The sequence below is a fragment of the Exiguobacterium sp. TNDT2 genome (genome assembly GCF_003331145.1).
In the GTDB taxonomy this organism is placed as follows: Bacteria; Bacillota; Bacilli; order Exiguobacteriales; family Exiguobacteriaceae; genus Exiguobacterium.
In genome coordinates this window covers 1-17511 of the sequence record NZ_QLVE01000009.1, presented here as the reverse complement: position 1 = coordinate 17511, position 17511 = coordinate 1, and the positions used below count along the sequence as shown (strand labels likewise).

General features: G+C 50.8%; 17 protein-coding genes and 1 tRNA gene. All 18 read right to left on the bottom strand.

The window, feature by feature from the left end:
- Window positions 1-34: 34 nt before the first annotated feature.
- The 18 genes from DPV68_RS06460 to DPV68_RS06375 all read right to left on the bottom strand — a co-directional run bounded on the left by DPV68_RS06460 (window position 35) and on the right by DPV68_RS06375 (window position 17461).
- Window positions 35-229 (bottom strand): YqgQ family protein, encoded by a 195-nt coding sequence (locus DPV68_RS06460; RefSeq protein WP_021065735.1) that lies wholly within the window; start codon window positions 227-229, stop codon window positions 35-37.
- Window positions 226-1248 carry a M42 family metallopeptidase gene (locus tag DPV68_RS06455; protein WP_114165969.1) on the bottom strand — a complete coding sequence of 341 codons (1023 nt, stop codon included), beginning with the start codon at window positions 1246-1248 and terminating at the stop codon, window positions 226-228. Before DPV68_RS06455 ends, DPV68_RS06460 begins: the two co-directional genes overlap by 4 nt.
- 15 nt (window positions 1249-1263) lie before the next feature.
- Window positions 1264-2316 (bottom strand): rhomboid family intramembrane serine protease, encoded by a 1053-nt coding sequence (locus DPV68_RS06450; protein WP_114165968.1) that lies wholly within the window; start codon window positions 2314-2316, stop codon window positions 1264-1266.
- 152 nt (window positions 2317-2468) lie between these two features.
- Window positions 2469-3425 (bottom strand): L-lactate dehydrogenase, encoded by a 957-nt coding sequence (locus DPV68_RS06445; protein WP_114165967.1) that lies wholly within the window; start codon window positions 3423-3425, stop codon window positions 2469-2471.
- A 169-nt stretch (window positions 3426-3594) separates the two neighbouring features.
- A complete protein-coding gene (locus tag DPV68_RS06440) occupies window positions 3595-4365 on the bottom strand; it encodes a DUF92 domain-containing protein (RefSeq protein WP_114165966.1) in 771 nt (256 codons plus the stop codon).
- Window positions 4344-4898 (bottom strand): 5-formyltetrahydrofolate cyclo-ligase, encoded by a 555-nt coding sequence (locus DPV68_RS06435; RefSeq protein WP_114165965.1) that lies wholly within the window; start codon window positions 4896-4898, stop codon window positions 4344-4346. Before DPV68_RS06435 ends, DPV68_RS06440 begins: the two co-directional genes overlap by 22 nt.
- A 55-nt stretch (window positions 4899-4953) precedes the next feature.
- Window positions 4954-5118 carry a 50S ribosomal protein L33 gene (rpmG, locus tag DPV68_RS06430; RefSeq protein WP_255313299.1) on the bottom strand — a complete coding sequence of 55 codons (165 nt, stop codon included), beginning with the start codon at window positions 5116-5118 and terminating at the stop codon, window positions 4954-4956.
- Window positions 5119-5202: 84 nt separating this feature from the next.
- Window positions 5203-7404, bottom strand: coding sequence for a 1,4-alpha-glucan branching protein domain-containing protein (locus tag DPV68_RS06425; protein ID WP_114165964.1), 2202 nt, complete (start codon window positions 7402-7404; stop codon window positions 5203-5205).
- A 13-nt stretch (window positions 7405-7417) separates the two neighbouring features.
- A complete protein-coding gene (locus tag DPV68_RS06420) occupies window positions 7418-8185 on the bottom strand; it encodes a DUF4912 domain-containing protein (protein ID WP_114165963.1) in 768 nt (255 codons plus the stop codon).
- A 117-nt stretch (window positions 8186-8302) separates the two neighbouring features.
- A complete protein-coding gene (phoU, locus tag DPV68_RS06415) occupies window positions 8303-8965 on the bottom strand; it encodes a phosphate signaling complex protein PhoU (RefSeq protein WP_114165962.1) in 663 nt (220 codons plus the stop codon).
- A 15-nt stretch (window positions 8966-8980) separates the two neighbouring features.
- A complete protein-coding gene (pstB, locus tag DPV68_RS06410; protein WP_232819542.1) occupies window positions 8981-9742 on the bottom strand; it encodes a phosphate ABC transporter ATP-binding protein PstB in 762 nt (253 codons plus the stop codon).
- Window positions 9743-9845: 103 nt separating this feature from the next.
- Window positions 9846-10757, bottom strand: a complete 912-nt coding sequence (pstA, locus tag DPV68_RS06405) for a phosphate ABC transporter permease PstA (protein ID WP_114165960.1) — start codon at window positions 10755-10757, stop codon at window positions 9846-9848.
- Window position 10758: 1 nt separating this feature from the next.
- Complete coding sequence (pstC, locus tag DPV68_RS06400) at window positions 10759-11703, bottom strand: phosphate ABC transporter permease subunit PstC (protein ID WP_114165959.1); 945 nt, start codon at window positions 11701-11703, stop codon at window positions 10759-10761.
- 84 nt (window positions 11704-11787) lie between these two features.
- On the bottom strand, window positions 11788-12723 hold the full coding sequence (locus DPV68_RS06395) for a PstS family phosphate ABC transporter substrate-binding protein (protein ID WP_114165958.1): 936 nt from the start codon (window positions 12721-12723) through the stop codon (window positions 11788-11790).
- A 153-nt stretch (window positions 12724-12876) separates the two neighbouring features.
- Window positions 12877-14934, bottom strand: coding sequence for a peptidoglycan D,D-transpeptidase FtsI family protein (locus tag DPV68_RS06390; RefSeq protein ID WP_198662263.1), 2058 nt, complete (start codon window positions 14932-14934; stop codon window positions 12877-12879).
- A gap of 166 nt (window positions 14935-15100) precedes the next feature.
- Window positions 15101-15709, bottom strand: coding sequence for a superoxide dismutase (locus tag DPV68_RS06385; protein WP_114165957.1), 609 nt, complete (start codon window positions 15707-15709; stop codon window positions 15101-15103).
- 84 nt (window positions 15710-15793) lie between these two features.
- Window positions 15794-17263 carry an alpha-amylase gene (locus DPV68_RS06380; RefSeq protein WP_114165956.1) on the bottom strand — a complete coding sequence of 490 codons (1470 nt, stop codon included), beginning with the start codon at window positions 17261-17263 and terminating at the stop codon, window positions 15794-15796.
- Window positions 17264-17387: 124 nt separating this feature from the next.
- A tRNA-Ile gene (locus DPV68_RS06375) sits at window positions 17388-17461 on the bottom strand.
- Between the last annotated feature and the right edge of the window lie 50 nt (window positions 17462-17511).

Below are 17511 nucleotides of genomic sequence, written 5' to 3'. Positions count from 1 at the left end.
CTTAGTGCAACCCTTTGCACTAAGGGTTTTTCTGTCAATCTCTTGAATTTTTCAATTCATGTGTCAAAATGATTTTGGCCGTATCATATTCCCGTTGTTCAATCATTCCGCCTGCATGCAACTCATCGAGTTCCATCATCATGAGCCCGATTTCGGCATCACGTTCCCCAATATAAATAATCGTACCAAATGACTTCAAAAATTGCTGAACGTCATAAAAGTTTTTCATCGTTCATCCTCCATCACCGTGAGCACGTAACGATAAAGCAGTTCTCGGGTCGCTACCAGCGATTTAATATGTGTCCGTTCATAACTATGGCTCGACTCGATACCTGGCCCGATGAGCGCGTGGCGCACGTCGTAGCCGGCTCCGACTGCTGCCGAGGCGTCGGATCCATAATACGGATAAATGTCGACCTTATGAGCGATACCATGTTCCCGGCACAACGCAGTAAACTGACGGCGTAGTCCGAGGTCGTATGGGCCAGACGAGTCTTTGGCACAAATCGATACCGTGTACTCGTCCGAATGTTGGCCGTCCCCGAGCGCCCCCATGTCGACGGCGATATATTCGGTCACCGCCTCCGGGATTCCGGCGTTGCCGCCGAAACCGACCTCTTCATAGTTGGAGATCAAGTAATGAACCGGATGTGGCAAATCGGCGCCGACGAGGTCTTTCGCCAAGTCGAGCAAAATGGCGACCGAAGCTTTGTCGTCGAGGTGGCGTGATTTGATATAGCCCGCGCCCGTCTGGCGAAAGCGTGGATCGAACGAGACAAAGTCTCCGACCTCGATGCCAAGGGCACGCACGTCTTCAGCCGAGTGCACGTCAGCATCCAGTCGTACCTCGATGTTTGATGCCGCCCGTTCGGCGCTGTTCGTGTCTTTATATACGTGGACGCTCGATTGATGGATTAAAATCGTCCCTTCAATCGGTTCCCCGACCTCGGCATGGACCAAACAATTCTCTCCTTCGATCGCGGTCCAGGCGTAGCCTCCGACTTGCGTTAATCGCAAGCGTCCGCTCGGCAAAATCTCTTTCACCATCGCCCCGAGCGTGTCGACGTGAGCCGTTAACAGACGCGCGTCAGACGACTTCCCCTCAAACGTCGCTAGAAGCGCCCCTTTCTTCAAGCGTTTCGTAGGGATCCCGAGCGACGTCAGTTCTTGTTCGACGAATCCGATCGCCTCGTCCGTCATCCCGGACGGACTTGGAATTTCAACCAGTTGCTTCAACGTTTCAATCATAGTGTTGCTCCTTTGTCATCGATTGTAGCCGAGCCAAAATAATGCGCCGGACGCCACGAGCACGAGCCCCGCAAATAGCAGGCGACGCTTCTTCACGTGTTCATCCGGTAACCCGACCACTCCCGCCATCAGAAAGCCCCCGACGAGTCCACCCGCGTGTGCGGAATGGTCTAAACTAGCGCCAAGGACAAAAGCGAGTCCTACGTTTAATCCTAACATAAGAAACAGCGGAGGACCGAGCGTCTTCATAAATAAGGAACGGTCACGAAGGCCGAAATAGAGAAGCGCACCGACAAGACCGAACAATGCCCCCGATGCTCCGGCCGAGATAGCTTCGCTGAACGCATACGAAGCGACCGTGGCGATGACACCAGCCAATAGATAAATGATGGCAAAACGCGTCGATCCATACATCCGTTCCACGAGTGGGCCGAGTGACCAGAGCGCGAACATGTTGATCGCGAAATGGAACCAACCGATATGAAGGAACATCGGTGTGATAAGACGCCACCATTCTCCTTCATCGATGAGTGGATTCACTTTCGCCCCGAAGCGAATGAGCGTGTTCGGATCGAGCGTCGAACCGATCGATTCGGCGAACCACATGACGAGGAACGTCACGAACATGAGGCCATAGACGAGTTGGGGTTTCCCAAACGAGAACCGTTGCTTCAATTCGTTCTTCCGTTCTTGGTCGAGCGCGACGGCGCGTGGGCGGTACGATTCTTCTGTTTGTCCACACGGTCTCATACCGAGCTTCACTTTCGCCGCAATCGGGAACGTGAGCGACGACAGCCGCTCTTCATCGACGAGCGGGTCGCCGTAAATGTGGACGTTTAGCTTTTCACGACCGATGCGGGCCAACCGAAATGAATTCATGACCGCCTCGATATCCATGGCGACATGGTTCGCCCAGGCTTTATCCGTTCGTATATAGAGGTGATAGACGTCACCGGCTTTCGTATCGAACAACAAGAGCGCGCGTGACGGTTCTAAGATGCCCTCGATGCGCCCTCCCGATTCGACCGCGCGATATACGTCTTCCCAAAAGCAAGCTGGCTCTGTCATTGATGGTCACCTCCTTGTTTACTTTTATTTTAGAGGAAATAATGGCTGACGACAAAAAGAAGCCTCTGTGCGACGTGTCAAGAAGAGCTGACGACAAAAAAACCGTAGCGGCGTGAGCCGGCTACGGTCATGGACGAACAAAAGTTTCGTTCTTATAAGACAGGTTCCATCGTTTTCAACAACACTTCTGCCGAATGATGCATCTTTCGTTTTTCTTCTTCCGACAATTCGATTTCCACGACTTGACGAACCCCTTGGCGGTTGATGATCGCCGGTACGCCGATGTGGATATCGTTCAGGCCGTATTCACCATCAAGATGCGCACCGACCGTCAACAAAGTGTTCTCGTTGCGAAGCACCGCTTTGACGAGACGGAGCAGGCCGAGACCGATGGCGTAGTACGTCGCCCCTTTGCGTTCGATGATATGGTAGGCCGCGTCACGGACGTTGACGTAAATATCTTCGAGGTCTTCCCACGTGTACTCGTCATTTTCTTCAAGCAGCTGTTCGACCGATTTTCCGTAAATACGGGCGTTGCTCCATGCCGCGAACTCTGTGTCGCCGTGCTCGCCCATGATGTAGGCGTGGCAGTTACGTGGATCGACGTTGAAGTAATCTCCGAGCATGTAACGAAGACGTGACGTATCGAGTACCGTCCCCGAACCGAAAACACGGTGTTTCGGAAGACCCGAGTATTTCCATGCCAAATGGGTCATGATGTCGACCGGGTTCGATGCGATGATGATGATGCCGTCAAAACCAGACGCCATGATGTCCCCAATCATCGATTTCATGATTTTAGCGTTCTTCTCGACGAGGTCAAGACGCGTTTCACCCGGTTTTTGCGGAGCACCGGCAGTGATGACGACGATATCTGCTGCACCACAGTCTGTGTAGTCCCCTGCCCAGACGCGCATCGGTGAAGAGGCGAACGAGACACCGTGATTCAAGTCCATCGCTTCCCCTTCAGCTTTTGATTTGTTGATATCGATGATAACAAGTTCCTCACAGAGGCTAGCTGTCGTCAATTGGTATGCAAAGCTGGCACCGACCGCTCCGGCACCGACGAGCGCGACGCGTGTTACTTTAGCATGATTTAATGTTTCCATATTGATTCTCCACCCTTCGAACAATCTGTTTCATGTTTTTGTTTTGTCTGTTACATAAAGATTGTAACATTGTTCACAAATACTCACTACAACGGAAAACGTTTTCACTTTGGCAATATTGTGACAAAATTCACATTCATTTGAAACATCTTCACTGACTGTACTACCCTCATTGCAACAGGAGGAAACTAATCGCCGCCGCTGAGGCGATCGCCAGAAAGTTGACGGCATCGTTGCCGAGAAAGCGCCAGCCTGAAACGTAGGTCGTCGGCTCGTCATGATGGGCGCGCTTCTCGGTCAACTTGCCGCATACGCAACACCGAAACTTGCGTTGGACCGTTGCTCCGAGAAGTGTGTCGACGACGCTCCCGGCGAGACCGAGTGCAATCAACAATCCCGCGAACGCCAAGCTGATATCGATAAACGGCAGTGAGGCGATTATAATAACCGTTGCCCCCGCGACCGACATGAACGTCCCGAACGGTGACACCCCGCCGCTCGTCCCCGGTTCCACTTCGCGGAACGTCAAAATGGATCGCGGTTTTTGTTTGGCAAGCACTCCGAACTCGGAGCCCCACGTGTCGCTCGTCGCCGCCGCAATCGAAGCGATGTAGGCGAACAACCAGGCATCGTTCGGCGCGAGAATCATACCGAGCGCCGTCGCCATCCCGACGCCACCGTTTGCGAGCACTTGGACGAAGTCACGAGGTCCCGATTTCTCAACGATCTCATCGACGGGTTCTTTGTCACGAGAACGGTATTTCGAGGCGAGCGATGACGTCGAAAAGAAGACACCGAGCAAATAGAGCCCGAACCAACCAAAGCCGTATCCGATCACCGTTCCCGTCACGACCGTCAAGATGGCACCGGAAATGGTCAATGAGCGCAGACGATAGCCGGCAAAAGCGACCAAGCAAGTTACGAGAAAGATGGCGAGCATAGAATCGTTTCCCTTTCCGTTACGATAAATTCGACAGGAATGTCGTGTGGTTCGACCGGAATGTCATCGAGCAGTTGGACGTCATAGGCCAGCGAGATGGTGACACCTTCATACGTTGCTAAAAAGCGATCATAATAGCCCCCGCCCCAGCCGATCCGATACCCGGACCGGTTAAAGACACGTCCCGGGACAATGCATACGTCGATGCCGAGGTCCGATTCCATGGTCATCGGCTCAAGTATGCCCATCACCCCCGGCTCAAGGTCACTGAACGTCTTGATTTGGTGGAATGTAAGCCCTTGTTTCGTTACTTTCGGCACGAGCACCGATTTTCCTGCTTCTAAAGCCGCCTCGATGAGCGGGCGTGTACTCACTTCAAGGTCGAGCGACAATGTGAGTGCGACTGTATGCGCTTGTTGCCAAATTGGGAGCGACAGTACGGTATGGATGATCGTTTCGTCGCGAGCGCCACGATCGGCGAGCGCGCGAATGTTCGCATGAACCTCTTTACGGAGTTCTTGTTTAGCTATCATCGTTTATTCCTCCTATCGAAAAAAAAGGCCGCCACATGAGTGACGGCCAGTCTCATTACTTCACTTCGCGGTAAAGCGTGTGACGACGGAGACGTGGGTTGTATTTACGCAATTCGAGGCGCTCTGGGTTGTTACGTTTGTTTTTCTTCGTGATGTACGTGCGATCGCCTGTCTCTGTGCAAGCTAGTGTGATTTTAACGCGCATTTCTTTCACTCCCATCTTACTAGTGTTGTATCAAGTGCTTTTGCTTTACAGTCTAAGCATACTCAATTATCCTACCAAGTTTTATTTAAAAAAGCAAGGTTATTTCGTGTTCTTTTTCAAACGTTCCTGTCCGTAAGGCGAAGCGTCGAGCGGCAGGCAGGTTTTCACATTATCGCCAAGCGGATAGCGCATCCCGACTTCCTCGGCCGACAGTTGTTCGCTAATGAAGACTGTATCGGCTTCAGCGAGGATACTGCTCTCGATTCGATGGATTGCGTCGAACAGTCCGCCATGTCCATGCGGATTGCGGGTCGTTTCAAACGACAACATAGTCGAGTATAACGGAACTTGTAGTGCTTTCGCAAGTGAACGTGCCGCTGTGATCGTCATCCAATCGAATTGATGGATCGCTTTGAACGTTACTTTCGATACGAGTTCATGTACGAGTTTGACATAGGCCACGTTTTGAGCCGCGACTTGGTTCATCACGTGCTCCAAGAAAGGGCTCGTCAAACGGACGCGGTAGACGTGAATTCGGTTGTGGCGTTCATATTCTGGCAACCCTTCCTTGAACGGTGTCAAGACGTACACCGTCTCTCCGTCCGCCGCTCTTGCTTCGACTTCGTCGATGACGCGGCGCCCGAGGTCTCCGACGACGTTGCCTGTATATTCTGGTGTCAAGACGAGAATGGCCTCGTCCTCTTGGACCCGCTCTGTAGTCACATAATAATCGTGTGGCGACAAGAACGTGTCGATATCAATATCCACATCATCAAGGAACGGATACGCGCGATAATGATCTGCGAGCAACTCGTCCGATAGCTTGTCTTGGTAAAGGGCCGTCTCGAGCTCGGCAAACAGGCGTGTATGTTCGCGGAACCGTTCCGCCGCATATTGGGCCGTCGTCTGGCCGTCGAGGATAAACGCCCAGTCACTCGATACGGCGAGCACATAATGGCGAACAAGTTGGATGAGCGCCCGGTCGACGAGTGGCGACTTGTGACGATAATCGGCCACATCTTTGACGAGTTGTGTCTCCATCATGTGCAAGTGACGAAGCATCCATTCGTTGCGTTCGTTAATCCAGACGTCGCCATAGCCTTTCCGTCCCCATGTGTTCATCGAGACATGGACCGTCTCGAGGTCTTGGAAATGGCGTTCGAGAAACAAGGCCGGGGTGATTGTCTCGATGCCAAACTCCTCGAGCCGCTCGGCGACTTTTCCGAGGAACTCAGGTCCTTCAAACCACCAATGCCCGAACAGTTCGGCATCGAACGGCGCAGTGACCAGGAACGGCGGGAACGTCTGCCCACCATGGGCCTCGAGGTGTCCTTCGAGCGTCTGTGCGAAATCAAGGGCATGGTTGTCGATTTGATGCTCGGCCCAAGCACGGACATAAAAATCTTTTTGATCCGTGTCACCAGTGATACGATGCATCTTCAAGCCCGTATCGAAGCGAATTCCTTCCGGATGCATGAACGCCTGGATATATTCCCAGTCACGGTCGTAGGCAAGGTCGCGATAAAATTCGCGATAGTCCGGATGGCCCGGATACCCGATCATCGAGCTCCAAATTTTCCCAGAGATGATTTGGTCACGCGGGAACAAGGCGACGCCATGCGGCGAGTAGACCGGGGCGCCGATGCCTTTATCCGGTGTCGGGTCGGCATCGAGCAAAGCGTGTTCGTCGACAAATGTATAGCGGATGCCTTCTTCATACAAAATGCGGTCGACACCTGGCGTGTAGGCGCACTCGGGCAACCAAATCCCGGTCGGACGGAACCCGTAATGACGTTCGAAACAGTTCAGTCCCGTCCGGATTTCAGCGCGGGCCGCCTGCTCGGTGAACAAATGAGGGTTGAAGCCGTGCGTCGCCGTACACGTGACCATATCGATGAAGCCCTGCTCCCGATATGTACGGAAGGCGTGGTTCAAGTTCTTCTCCCAATGAAGGAACGTGTTTTTCAAATCATTGTAACGCTGACGGTAAAAATAGAGTGCATCGACTTCTTGCTCGCTCCGCTCCTCTGACAGCTCGATTTGAATCAACTCGAGCATCTCATCTAAGTGTTCTAAATAGCGGTCCTGGACGAGCGGGTCAGCGAGCATCTCAACGACAGGCGGCGAAATGCTGACCGTCCAATGAAGCGGCTTTCGCAGACGGTCGACTTGCCACAGAATCGGGATATATGTCTCGGAGATGGCTTCATACACCCATCTCTCTTCTAAGCGATGTTTCTCTTCATGGCGTACGTATGGAAGATGGGCATGAAGGACGAGTGAAAAATAACCTGGTTTCATCTAAAAATCCTCCTCAGCGCACGAATCGGTATGCGGAATATTTCGGTAACGTGTCAAGTAGTTCAGGAGACTCGACTTCCCCGTATTGCCAACGTCGCACCGGTTCGGCGAAGCGCCCGTGGCCGGCTGGCTCTGCCCGTGGTGTGTCAATCGGGGCTGAGGCGAGTAGAGGAAGAAACTCTCCTTCCATCGTCCGAATCCCAAACTCGAACACATACGTCGTATTCGGATCGAGCGGTCGGACGAACCAACTGTTCGTCATCTCCGGCAATTCGAACGTATACGACCGGTTCGCATGCCCGCTCGCGTAGTCGAGCAACGTGATGTCGAGGATGCGGAACGCCTTCGGCAAGTCTTCCCATGGGCGCATGAATTGCATCGAAAGCGTCTCTTTGACGCTGTCCGACACTTCCCAGAAGACGTAGACGGCGTTCGGTGATTGGACGACCGCATGCATCAAATCTTGATTATAGCGGTCAGGGAGCTGCCAGAACCCTTCTGGACCTTTGTCAAGAAGCGGTGATTGGTCAGGCTCCTCGTGTTGCAGTGTCGAAGCGACCTGCTTCACAGACGAGGCGGGTACTTGTTTCGGTTTTGATCCCATTGATTGTTCCCCCTCGGTCTTTCGGGTTTTGACGGCTATCGGTTTAACCGGTTCACCTTGTCGGGAACGCCATTTCCGCCAAGCGTATTGAACTTTCCCGATTGGCATATCTAATTGTTCTGCAATCTGTTTTAACGTCAGTCCTTGTTGTTTCAAGGAAACGATTTTCTCTTCCATATATATGTGGCTCCCTTCCTAAAAAAAATCCATATGTTCTACTATTCGCTCCTTATCCGTGAATTCCTGCACAAAAAAAGTAAAGAACAACTGGTCTGTTGTTCTTTACCACTCTTGTTACTGATTTAAATCATAATGTTTCCCTTTTTCGAGAAAAATGAGGTGTTCTCCGAAGTTGGTCACGTGATCACCCATCCGTTCTAAGTAGCGAGCGATGTTCGCAAACTCATACACATCGTTCGTCCCGACAGTCATCGCCGGAACAGAGCCCATATATTGCTTGATTGCCCGCAAGTTCAAGTCATCGATGACTTTGTCCATCTCATTTAACTCACGGACTCGACTGACCTCGCCTTTTCGGTATGCACGTGTCGCAAGTTCAAGCATGTCGATTAACTGCTCAGCCATCTGTTTAAGCGGTTGGATGTCTAGCACATACGGGACGTGTTCGATACGGCCGACGGCTTTAGCGATGTTCGTCGCATAGTCCGCGATGCGCTCAAGGTCCGTCGCCGACTTCATCGTCACGATCAAACGACGAAGGTCGGTCGCGACTGGTTGTTGTTTTGCAATTAAAAGGATTGCCTCATCATTGATTTCGAGCTCGAGGTTGTCAAGTTCATTGTCGTTAAGGATGACGGTCTGAGCAAGTTCGAGATCCCGTTTTTCAAGAACCTCGATTGCCGTTGCTGTTTGACGCATCGTCAAGTTCGCCAAGCGGACAACCTTATCTTCTAATTCGTTCAACTTCATATCAAAGAATGTGCGATTTTGTGCCATCATTGTCTCCCCTTTTTAACCGAACCGGCCAGAAATATAATCTTCAGTCCGTTTATCAGTTGGATTCGAGAAGATTTTATCGGTCGCATCGAATTCAACGACTTCTCCGTTTAAGAAGAACGCCGTCTTATCCGATACACGAGCCGCTTGTTGCATGTTATGTGTGACGATGATGATCGAGTACTGCTCTTTCAACTCTTGAACGAGCTCCTCGACTTTAAGTGTCGAGATCGGGTCGAGCGCTGATGTCGGCTCATCCATGAGAATGACGTCCGGCTCGATGGCGAGTGTCCGAGCGATACAGAGGCGTTGCTGTTGACCGCCTGAGAGGCCGTAGGCATTCTCGTTCAAACGATCTTTCACTTCATCCCAAATCGCGGCGCCACGGAGTGAGCGTTCGACGATCTCATCGAGCACTTTCTTATTTTTGATCCCGTGTGTACGCGGGCCGTAAGCGACGTTGTCATACACCGATTTCGGGAACGGGTTCGGCTGCTGGAACACCATACCGACCGACGTGCGGAGATCTTCGACCCGATAGTCGCGATTGAAGATGTTGCGTCCATGATACAAGATTTCACCGTTTGTACGAACTGATGGTACAAGTTCGACCATCCGATTCAACGTTTTGATGAACGTCGACTTCCCGCAACCTGACGGACCGATGATAGCCGTCACTTCGTTTTTCTTGATGTCGAGGTTGACGTCGATCAACGCCTGATCGTCGCCATACCATAAGTTCAAGTTGTTCACGACATAGGCGCTGTCTTTTTGCATCACGGTATCATTCGGTTGGGTCGTCGTTGTATTCACTTCATGATCTCCTTTGAGTTCTTTTTGTTTCATCATCTCGAGAGTCCTCCTCGTTTACTGCTACGACTTAATGTCGATTCGTGTATTTGTTACGGATATAGATGGCTGCCGAGTTCATGATAATCAACATCGTCATCAAAACGATGATACCGGCTGCGGCCAAGTTTTGGAATTCTGCTTGCGGACGGCTCGTCCAGTTATAGATTTGAATCGGGAGCGCCGTGAAGTCTGAGAACACGCTGCTTGGCGTCGTGGAAATGAACGTCGCGGCCCCGACCATAATCAGTGGGGCTGTCTCTCCGATCGCACGAGATACGGCCAAGATGATTCCTGTAATAATTCCTGGAATCGCGGACGGCAAGACGACGTTGAAGGTCGTCTGCCATTTCGAGGCACCAAGCGCGAGCGACGCGTGGCGCAACTCCATCTTGACAGACCGTAATGCTTCTTGTGACGCGACGATGACGATTGGCAAACTCATCAGTCCGAGTGTCAGGGCACCGGCCATGATCGAGTTACCGAGTTCCATGACTCGTACAAAGATCGTCAATCCGAGCAATCCGAATACGATTGACGGGACACCGGCCAAGTTCGAAATGTTCACTTCGATAAATGACGTGATACGGTTTTTCGGCGCATACTCTTCAATATAAATCGCTGCACCGACACCGACGATGAACACCATCGGGACGATCAGAAGCATCAACCAGAATGTTCCAATTAAGGCAGGATACAAACCGGCTTGTTCAGGACGGCGTGACGGGAAGTTCCGCAAGAAATCGAGATTGACCCATCCGCCCCCTTTTGAGATGACGTCATAAATCAACGTCGATAAGACGAGCAGGGCAAAGACGAGCCCTGCCAAAAAGATATATTTAAAAATCTCGTTTAATTGAAGACGGCGTTTGATTCGTTGTGAAACGGAATCACGATCCATCAAGTTCTTCGTATTCTTGAACTCACTGTTCGGTAAAGCCATATTAGTACTCCTCTCTGAAGCGGCGCGTCACCCAGTTGGCGAATAGGTTCATCACGAGAGTGAATACGAACAATAGCGCACCGACCGCATAGATACTGTAATATTCGATTGTCCCGTACCCGGCATCGCCTTTGGCGATCTGAACAATATACGCCGTCATCGTTTGAATCGCGTTGAGCGGGTTGAACTCGAAGTTCGGTTGTGACCCGCCGGCAATCGTCACGATCATCGTTTCCCCAATGGCCCGGCTCATCCCGAGGACGATCGACGCGATAATCCCTGAGAGCGCGGCCGGCATGACGACTTTGATGGCGACTTCTAGACGTGTCGCACCGAGACCAAGGGCCCCGTCACGAATTTTTTTCGGCACGGCGCTCATCGAGTCTTCCGAAATAGAAGCAATCATCGGGATGATCATAATCCCGACAACGATTCCTGGGCTGAGGGCGTTATAGATTTGAAGTCCCGGAATCAATGCCTGCAAGATCGGTGTGACGAACGATAGGGCGAAGAAACCGAAAACGATCGTCGGTACGCCTGCGAGTACTTCCAGGATTGGCTTCAAAATCGTACGAGCGCGTTCAGACGCATACTCGCTCAAATAAATCGCTGATGCCAATCCGAGTGGAACGGCGACAATCATGGCAATGACGGTGATTTGCAACGTCCCCATGACGAGTGCCCAGACACCGAAACGTTGATCGGCGCTAAGCGGATACCATTCGGTCGAGCCTAAAAACTCAGCGACTGGTACGCGCTCGAAAAACTTGAACAGTTCAAAACCGAGTGTGAACGCGATCCCGACCGTGGTGACGACCGAAACGAATGCGCTCAAGAATAATAAGAACGGCATGACTTTATCAAACACGTTCGTTGAACTATATTTTTTTTGCTTGTTGGCTTCAATCATCTCTCGAATCGAAAACCCGTTGTTTGGTTGATTCATCTCGTGTATCGCTCCCTACCTCTTCATACTAGAAAGCACGGCGAGAAGGTGAGAGCGACTCTCACCTTCTGCCTCCTGCGCTATTTACTCGCCAGCGATTTCGTCAATCACTTTAGCGTTTTCATCATATCGTGCTTGTTCCATTCCGACATAACCAACTTCTTCTGAAAGGGCTGCTGCATTTTCATTCAAGAAGCGTGTGTAGTCAGCGACTTGCGGCTTATCTTTTAATGACGCGTTGTTCACGTACGTGTAAATTTCACGTGAGAGCGGGTATGAAAGATCGTTGATTGTTTCCGTCGTCGGCTCGATGCCTTCGACGTTCAATGCGCGGAGCGTATCTTTGTTTTCGATATAGTACGCGTAACCGAAGAACCCAATCGCGCCTTTTGTACCAGCAACACCAGTTACGAGGACGTTATCATCTTCTGACAACTGTGTGTCTTCACGGATATCTGTATCGTCAAGTACTGCTTCGTTGAAGAAGTCGTACGTTCCTGAATCTTTACCAGGTGAGAAGAATGAGATTTCTTCTTCCGGCCAGTCCGCACGAACATCTTTCCATGTTTTCACGTTCGGGTCAGTCCACATTTTATTGAGCTCTTCAATCGTAATGTCTTGTGCCCAATCGTTCTCTGGGTTGACGACGAGCGAGAGACCGTCAAGTGCTACTGCGAGTTGCGTGTACTCGACACCGTTCTTCTCAGCTTCAGCCGCTTCTTCTTCTTTGATTTCACGTGATGCGTTTGAGAAGTCTGTTTCGCCTGTCACGAAGCGTTTGAATCCGCCGCCCGTACCTGAGACACCAACCGTCACTTCGACTTCTGGCTGTTCTGCTGAATACTCTTCAGCTACAGCTTCCATGATTGGGAATACGGTAGACGAACCATCCATGACGACTTTACCTGAAAGTCCTTCACCGTCGGCTGCGCCACCTTCTTCATTGTTCCCACACGCGGCACCGATGATGGCCACCGAAGTAATTGAAGCGACTAAAGCTGATTTTTTCATCCAAGACATTTCTGACGTCCTCCTTGAGTTTGCTTTGATTTGTGTTGTGGCTTCGTTGTTCTGTCCTACAATTAACATCCTAATAAACTACTATTAACGAGAAATAAACGGAACGTAAAAGAATTGTAAAGACGAAAAAAAGAAGCCACCGAAGTGACTTCTTTATTGAATCTGTGCTTGGACGTCTTCTAAGTCAAAATACGCCTTCATGATGTCGTGCGCGACACGGGTGTTGATCCCTTCCGCCTCGAGGCCTGGCATGATGATGGCCCAAGCGATTTCCGGGTCATCATATGGCGCCCAGCCGACGTGGTTCGAGTTGAGTGTCTTAATCGGTTCACCGTTCGCGTTTCGCTTCGCTTGACCATCTGGCCCTTCCGCGATCGCTTGAGCGGTACCGGTCTTACCGGCCGCCGTGATTCCTGTCTGTTGCAAGATACGAGACGTTCCGCTCTCGACCCCTTGCCGGAATCCTTGGCGCGCCCGTTGAAGAAATTCATCACGAATATCGACTTTATTGAGCGCGTTCGGTTGGAACGTGCTGACGACTTGCTTGTTCGCTTCGTCGAGCGAGCCAGGTTCGATGATTTCTTTCAAGAGATGCGGTTGAATCCGGTATCCGCCGTTCGCAAGCGTCGACGTATACTGCGCCAATTGAATCGGCGTGTATGAGATGAACTGACCGATCGACATATCCATGAGGAGCGTAACACGGTCCGGTACGCTACGGAATCCGATTGATTCATATGGGAGGTCGATCCCTGTCTCAATCCCGAGTCCGAACTGCTTATAGTAATGTTCCATCGTATTGAATGCCTCGGTCACGTTCTCTCCGACGATTTGGCCGGTCGAGTAGTAATCGGCGAGCCGCAGGGCAATTTGGAACATATAAATGTTCGATGATAACGCGAGGGCATCAAGGTCGTTGATGTTCCCCATGTTCCGGTACGACGACTTGAGTGACGAACCGATACGAATCGGCGTGTCATAAATATATTCACCCGGTTGGATGACTTCTTCTTCAAGTCCGAACGCGACCGTCGCTCCCTTGATTGTCGAGCCGATTTGACTCGCCCGCAGGACCGTCCCGGTCGAGACGTCTTTGAATTCGTTCGTTTCATAGTCGAGTTCTTGTCCCGAGAGGGCGAGCAATTCACCCGTTTGCGGGTTCATGACGACGGCGAAGGCACGGTCAAAGTGCGGGCTGCCCGAGCGGCCGGCTCGAATCGCTTTCTTCAAAATCTCATCGATTTCTTTTTGGAATTCGATGTCCGTCGACAAGATGATATCTTTCCCTGGGTTCCCGCTGACGCGAGTCGGTTCTCCGACAGGTTCCCCTTTATACGTCGTGAAGACGTCATAGGCCGGGGTCCCGCGTAGCACGTCCTCATACTGTTGTTCGAGATAAGACGTTCCGACCCGATCATTCAAGCCGTACCCTTTTGCTTGATACGAAGCGCGCTGCTCGGCTGGGATTTGACGATAACTTCCGAGGAAGCTTTGGAACGTCTCACCGAACGGATAATCCCGCTGATAATATGGTTCGACACTGACGCCAGGGAGCAGTTCCAAGTTTTCTTCAATCAGTGCCATTTCTTTTGGAGACGCCCCGATTTTAATGACTTGTGGGTCGAGCGCATAGCCTGACTCCATGTTATGTTTGATAGCGATGATTTCTTCGGTCGCATCATCAAACGTGATTTCCGCGTCCGTGATGGAATCGAGCAACAACTGGTCGACGTCTTGGTTCGACAAGGCGGCCCGTTCTTCTTCCGATAAATCAGCCAACAGGTTTTGGACCCGTTCTTGCGAGCGCTCCGGATCGATGGCAATCCAATAATCCTTGCGGTCCCGCTCCGTCACTTTACGGTCCTTCTCCGGTACGTCGACGATTTCCGCGAGCTTGATGGCGACTTCGAGCCGCTCTTCCGTCTTCGTCACTTGCGACCGGCGATACATGACCGAGTAGTTCGAGATGGTGTCGGCGAGCACTTGGCCGTTGCGGTCATAGATTTTACCGCGCGGTACCTCGTACTTGATTTTGCTTGATTCGGTCTTCTGAACTTCACGGGCAATCAACTCACCGTTGACGATTTGGACGACGCCTAAACGGAAAATGAGTGTCGCGAATAAGATGAAGACGATAAAGAACAATAAGTTCAATCGCAACGGAAGGTGGTTGCGCCGTTTCTTCGGCACTTTCACACGGTTTCTGGCCAATTCAGTTATCTCCTTTCTGATTCAATTCCTTCTATAAGTATAGGTAACGTATATGTCAGTGTTATTTCTATTTTTCGACTCGATTTTCACTATATCATAATTTGTTTACAAAATAATGAAATGTAGAAAAAATCCCGAGATTCAATCGAATCCCGGGACAGTGTCATTATTTTGCGTCTGCGTAGAGCTTCGCGACGTAATCCCAGTCGATGACATGGAAGAACGCTTGAATGTAATCCGGACGACGGTTTTGGTAGTTCAAGTAGTACGCATGCTCCCAAACATCGAGACCGAGGATTGGCTGAACGCCTTCCATGATCGGTGAATCTTGGTTTGGAGTCGATGTGACTTCGAGTTTGCCGTTTTTCACGACGAGCCAAGCCCAACCAGAGCCGAAGCGAGTTGTCGCTGCTTTCGTGAACTCATCTTTGAAAGCGTCAAAGCTACCGAACGCTTCGTCGATGGCAGAAGCGAGTTCGCCTGTCGGTGCTCCGTTCTCGTTCTTCTTCAACAATTTCCAGAAGAAGGAGTGGTTCCAGTGACCGCCACCGTTGTTACGAACCGCTGTCTGAATGTCAGCAGGAAGCGAATCGATTTTTTGGAGCAAGTCTTCAAGTGAAGAGTAGTCCACGTCTTTTCCTTCGAGTGCATTGTTCACGTTCGTGACGTAAGTGTTGTGGTGTTTCGTGTGGTGGATTTCCATCGTGCGTGCGTCAATGTGTGGTTCGAGTGCATCGTATGCATAATCAAGCTGTGGTAATTCAAATTTAGCCATAACTAAAATCCCCCTTAAAATTGGTTTGAACAACGTTCGTTTTTAATGTAACAGATTTGTGACGGCTGACTCAATTGTAATGCCTCACTCGACGTCTTGTTCCGGCAACGCCCAAACCGAAATTGACCCGGCCGCCACTTTAAATACCCCGTTTCCGCCTTCGTCAATCTCAACGATTTCATCGACGTTCTGCGTCAAGTCGACCCATTTCTCACCGGCTCGTTGTTCGCCGACGAACATTGTTTTCTTAGCTGCTTCACTGTTCGAGATGATGACGGCACAACCTGAACGCTCGATGTCTTCGCTGCCGTGACGGACCCAACCGATGACATGCTCGTCATCGAAATAGTCGTCTTGTTGACCGTACGCTTTTTCACGACGGGCGTAGAGGAGCGGGTCGATTGCCGGCTTTTTGCCTTCGGCCGGGTGCGGTCCGTTGATGCCGTAATAGTCACCATAAAACACACATGGGTATCCGTCTTGGCGAAGCAAGATTAAGCCGTAGGCGATTTGTTTGAACCAATCCTCGACCCATGACTCGAGCGCTTCTTCCGGTTGTGAATCATGGTTATCGACGAACGTCACGGAGTGAAGCGGGTGGGATTGGACGAGCGTATCGTCAAAGATCGTCCGCATATCGAACGACTCCCCTTCAGTCGAGGCCCGCTGCAAATTATAGTGGAGCGGTACGTCGAACAAATCGACTTGATAGTCAATGTTGTCTAGGAACTCACGGCACGCATCGAGTTCTGACTTCCAAAACTCACCGACCAAGTAGAAGTTCTCGCCTTTTTCGGCTTTCATCGTCTGACTGAACTCTTTTACGAAATCATAGTTGATGTGTTTAATCGCATCGAGTCGGAACCCGTCACACTTCGTCTCTTCGATGAACCATTTGCCCCAGCTGAGCACTTCTTCCTGTACTTCCGGGTGATGATAGTCGATGTTGGCGAACATCAAATAGTCATAGACACCGAACTCGTCGTCGACATTATCGTTCCATTTTTTGTTCTCGCCTAGAATGAAGAAGATGCCGCTCTTGTCGTTCGCAGCGTCATAATCCGTCCCGTTGAAATGATGGAAGTTCCATTTAAATGAAGAATATTTATCTTTACGTCCTTCAAAATCGAATTTTGTCCATCCCTCGATTTCGAACGGCTCTTCCGATAGTACGTTCGTACGGTCTTCCGGGTCCACTTCGAGCACGTCGAACTTCTCGGTCGCATCGGCACCGGCTTTATGGTTCAATACGACGTCCATATAAACCTGCATTCCGAGCTCTTGCGCGTGTTTCGTCGCCTCGAGCAATTCTTGTTTCGTCCCGTATTTGGTCGCGACCGTCCCTTTTTGATCAAACTCGCCTAAATCATACAAGTCATACACGCCATACCCCGTATCCTCGTCGCTCTGTCCTTTCGTGACCGGGGGCAACCAGAGTGCGGTGATTCCAGCTTCTTTCAACTCGGAAGCCCGTTCTTTTAATCGCTTCCAATGCTTCTGGTCAGCCGGGACATGCCATTCAAAAAATTGCATCATCGTATGATTTCGTTCCATCTCGCTTCGCCTCATTTCATATTTTTCGAAAAACAAAATGCTAACGGATATTTACCCATGACTCCGGATTTGAAAACTAAAAATGAAAACAAAAAACAGCTTTCATCTGAAAGCTGTTCACAAATGGACCCTGTAGGACTTGAACCTACGACCGGACGGTTATGAGCCGTCTGCTCTAACCAGCTGAGCTAAGGGTCCTAATTGGTAGCGGCGGAGGGAGTCGAACCCACGACCTCACGGGTATGAAC

Bases quoted from the DNA above. Each gene is read 5' to 3' on its own strand.
- DPV68_RS06450 (WP_114165968.1), bottom strand. From the start codon at position 2,316: ATGACAGAGCCAGCTTGCTTTTGGGAAGACGTATATCGCGCGGTCGAA.
- DPV68_RS06425 (WP_114165964.1), bottom strand. From the start codon at position 7,404: ATGAAACCAGGTTATTTTTCACTCGTCCTTCATGCCCATCTTCCATAC.
- DPV68_RS06445 (WP_114165967.1), bottom strand. From the start codon at position 3,425: ATGGAAACATTAAATCATGCTAAAGTAACACGCGTCGCGCTCGTCGGT.
- DPV68_RS06385 (WP_114165957.1), bottom strand. From the start codon at position 15,709: ATGGCTAAATTTGAATTACCACAGCTTGATTATGCATACGATGCACTC.
- DPV68_RS06460 (WP_021065735.1), bottom strand. From the start codon at position 229: ATGAAAAACTTTTATGACGTTCAGCAATTTTTGAAGTCATTTGGTACG.
- rpmG (WP_255313299.1), bottom strand. From the start codon at position 5,118: ATGGGAGTGAAAGAAATGCGCGTTAAAATCACACTAGCTTGCACAGAG.
- DPV68_RS06435 (WP_114165965.1), bottom strand. From the start codon at position 4,898: ATGATAGCTAAACAAGAACTCCGTAAAGAGGTTCATGCGAACATTCGC.
- phoU (WP_114165962.1), bottom strand. From the start codon at position 8,965: ATGGCACAAAATCGCACATTCTTTGATATGAAGTTGAACGAATTAGAA.
- DPV68_RS06395 (WP_114165958.1), bottom strand. From the start codon at position 12,723: ATGTCTTGGATGAAAAAATCAGCTTTAGTCGCTTCAATTACTTCGGTG.
- DPV68_RS06420 (WP_114165963.1), bottom strand. From the start codon at position 8,185: ATGGAAGAGAAAATCGTTTCCTTGAAACAACAAGGACTGACGTTAAAA.
- DPV68_RS06440 (WP_114165966.1), bottom strand. From the start codon at position 4,365: ATGCTCGCCATCTTTCTCGTAACTTGCTTGGTCGCTTTTGCCGGCTAT.
- pstC (WP_114165959.1), bottom strand. From the start codon at position 11,703: ATGAATCAACCAAACAACGGGTTTTCGATTCGAGAGATGATTGAAGCC.
- pstA (WP_114165960.1), bottom strand. From the start codon at position 10,757: ATGGCTTTACCGAACAGTGAGTTCAAGAATACGAAGAACTTGATGGAT.
- DPV68_RS06455 (WP_114165969.1), bottom strand. From the start codon at position 1,248: ATGATTGAAACGTTGAAGCAACTGGTTGAAATTCCAAGTCCGTCCGGG.
- DPV68_RS06380 (WP_114165956.1), bottom strand. From the start codon at position 17,263: ATGGAACGAAATCATACGATGATGCAATTTTTTGAATGGCATGTCCCG.
- pstB (WP_232819542.1), bottom strand. From the start codon at position 9,742: ATGCAAAAAGACAGCGCCTATGTCGTGAACAACTTGAACTTATGGTAT.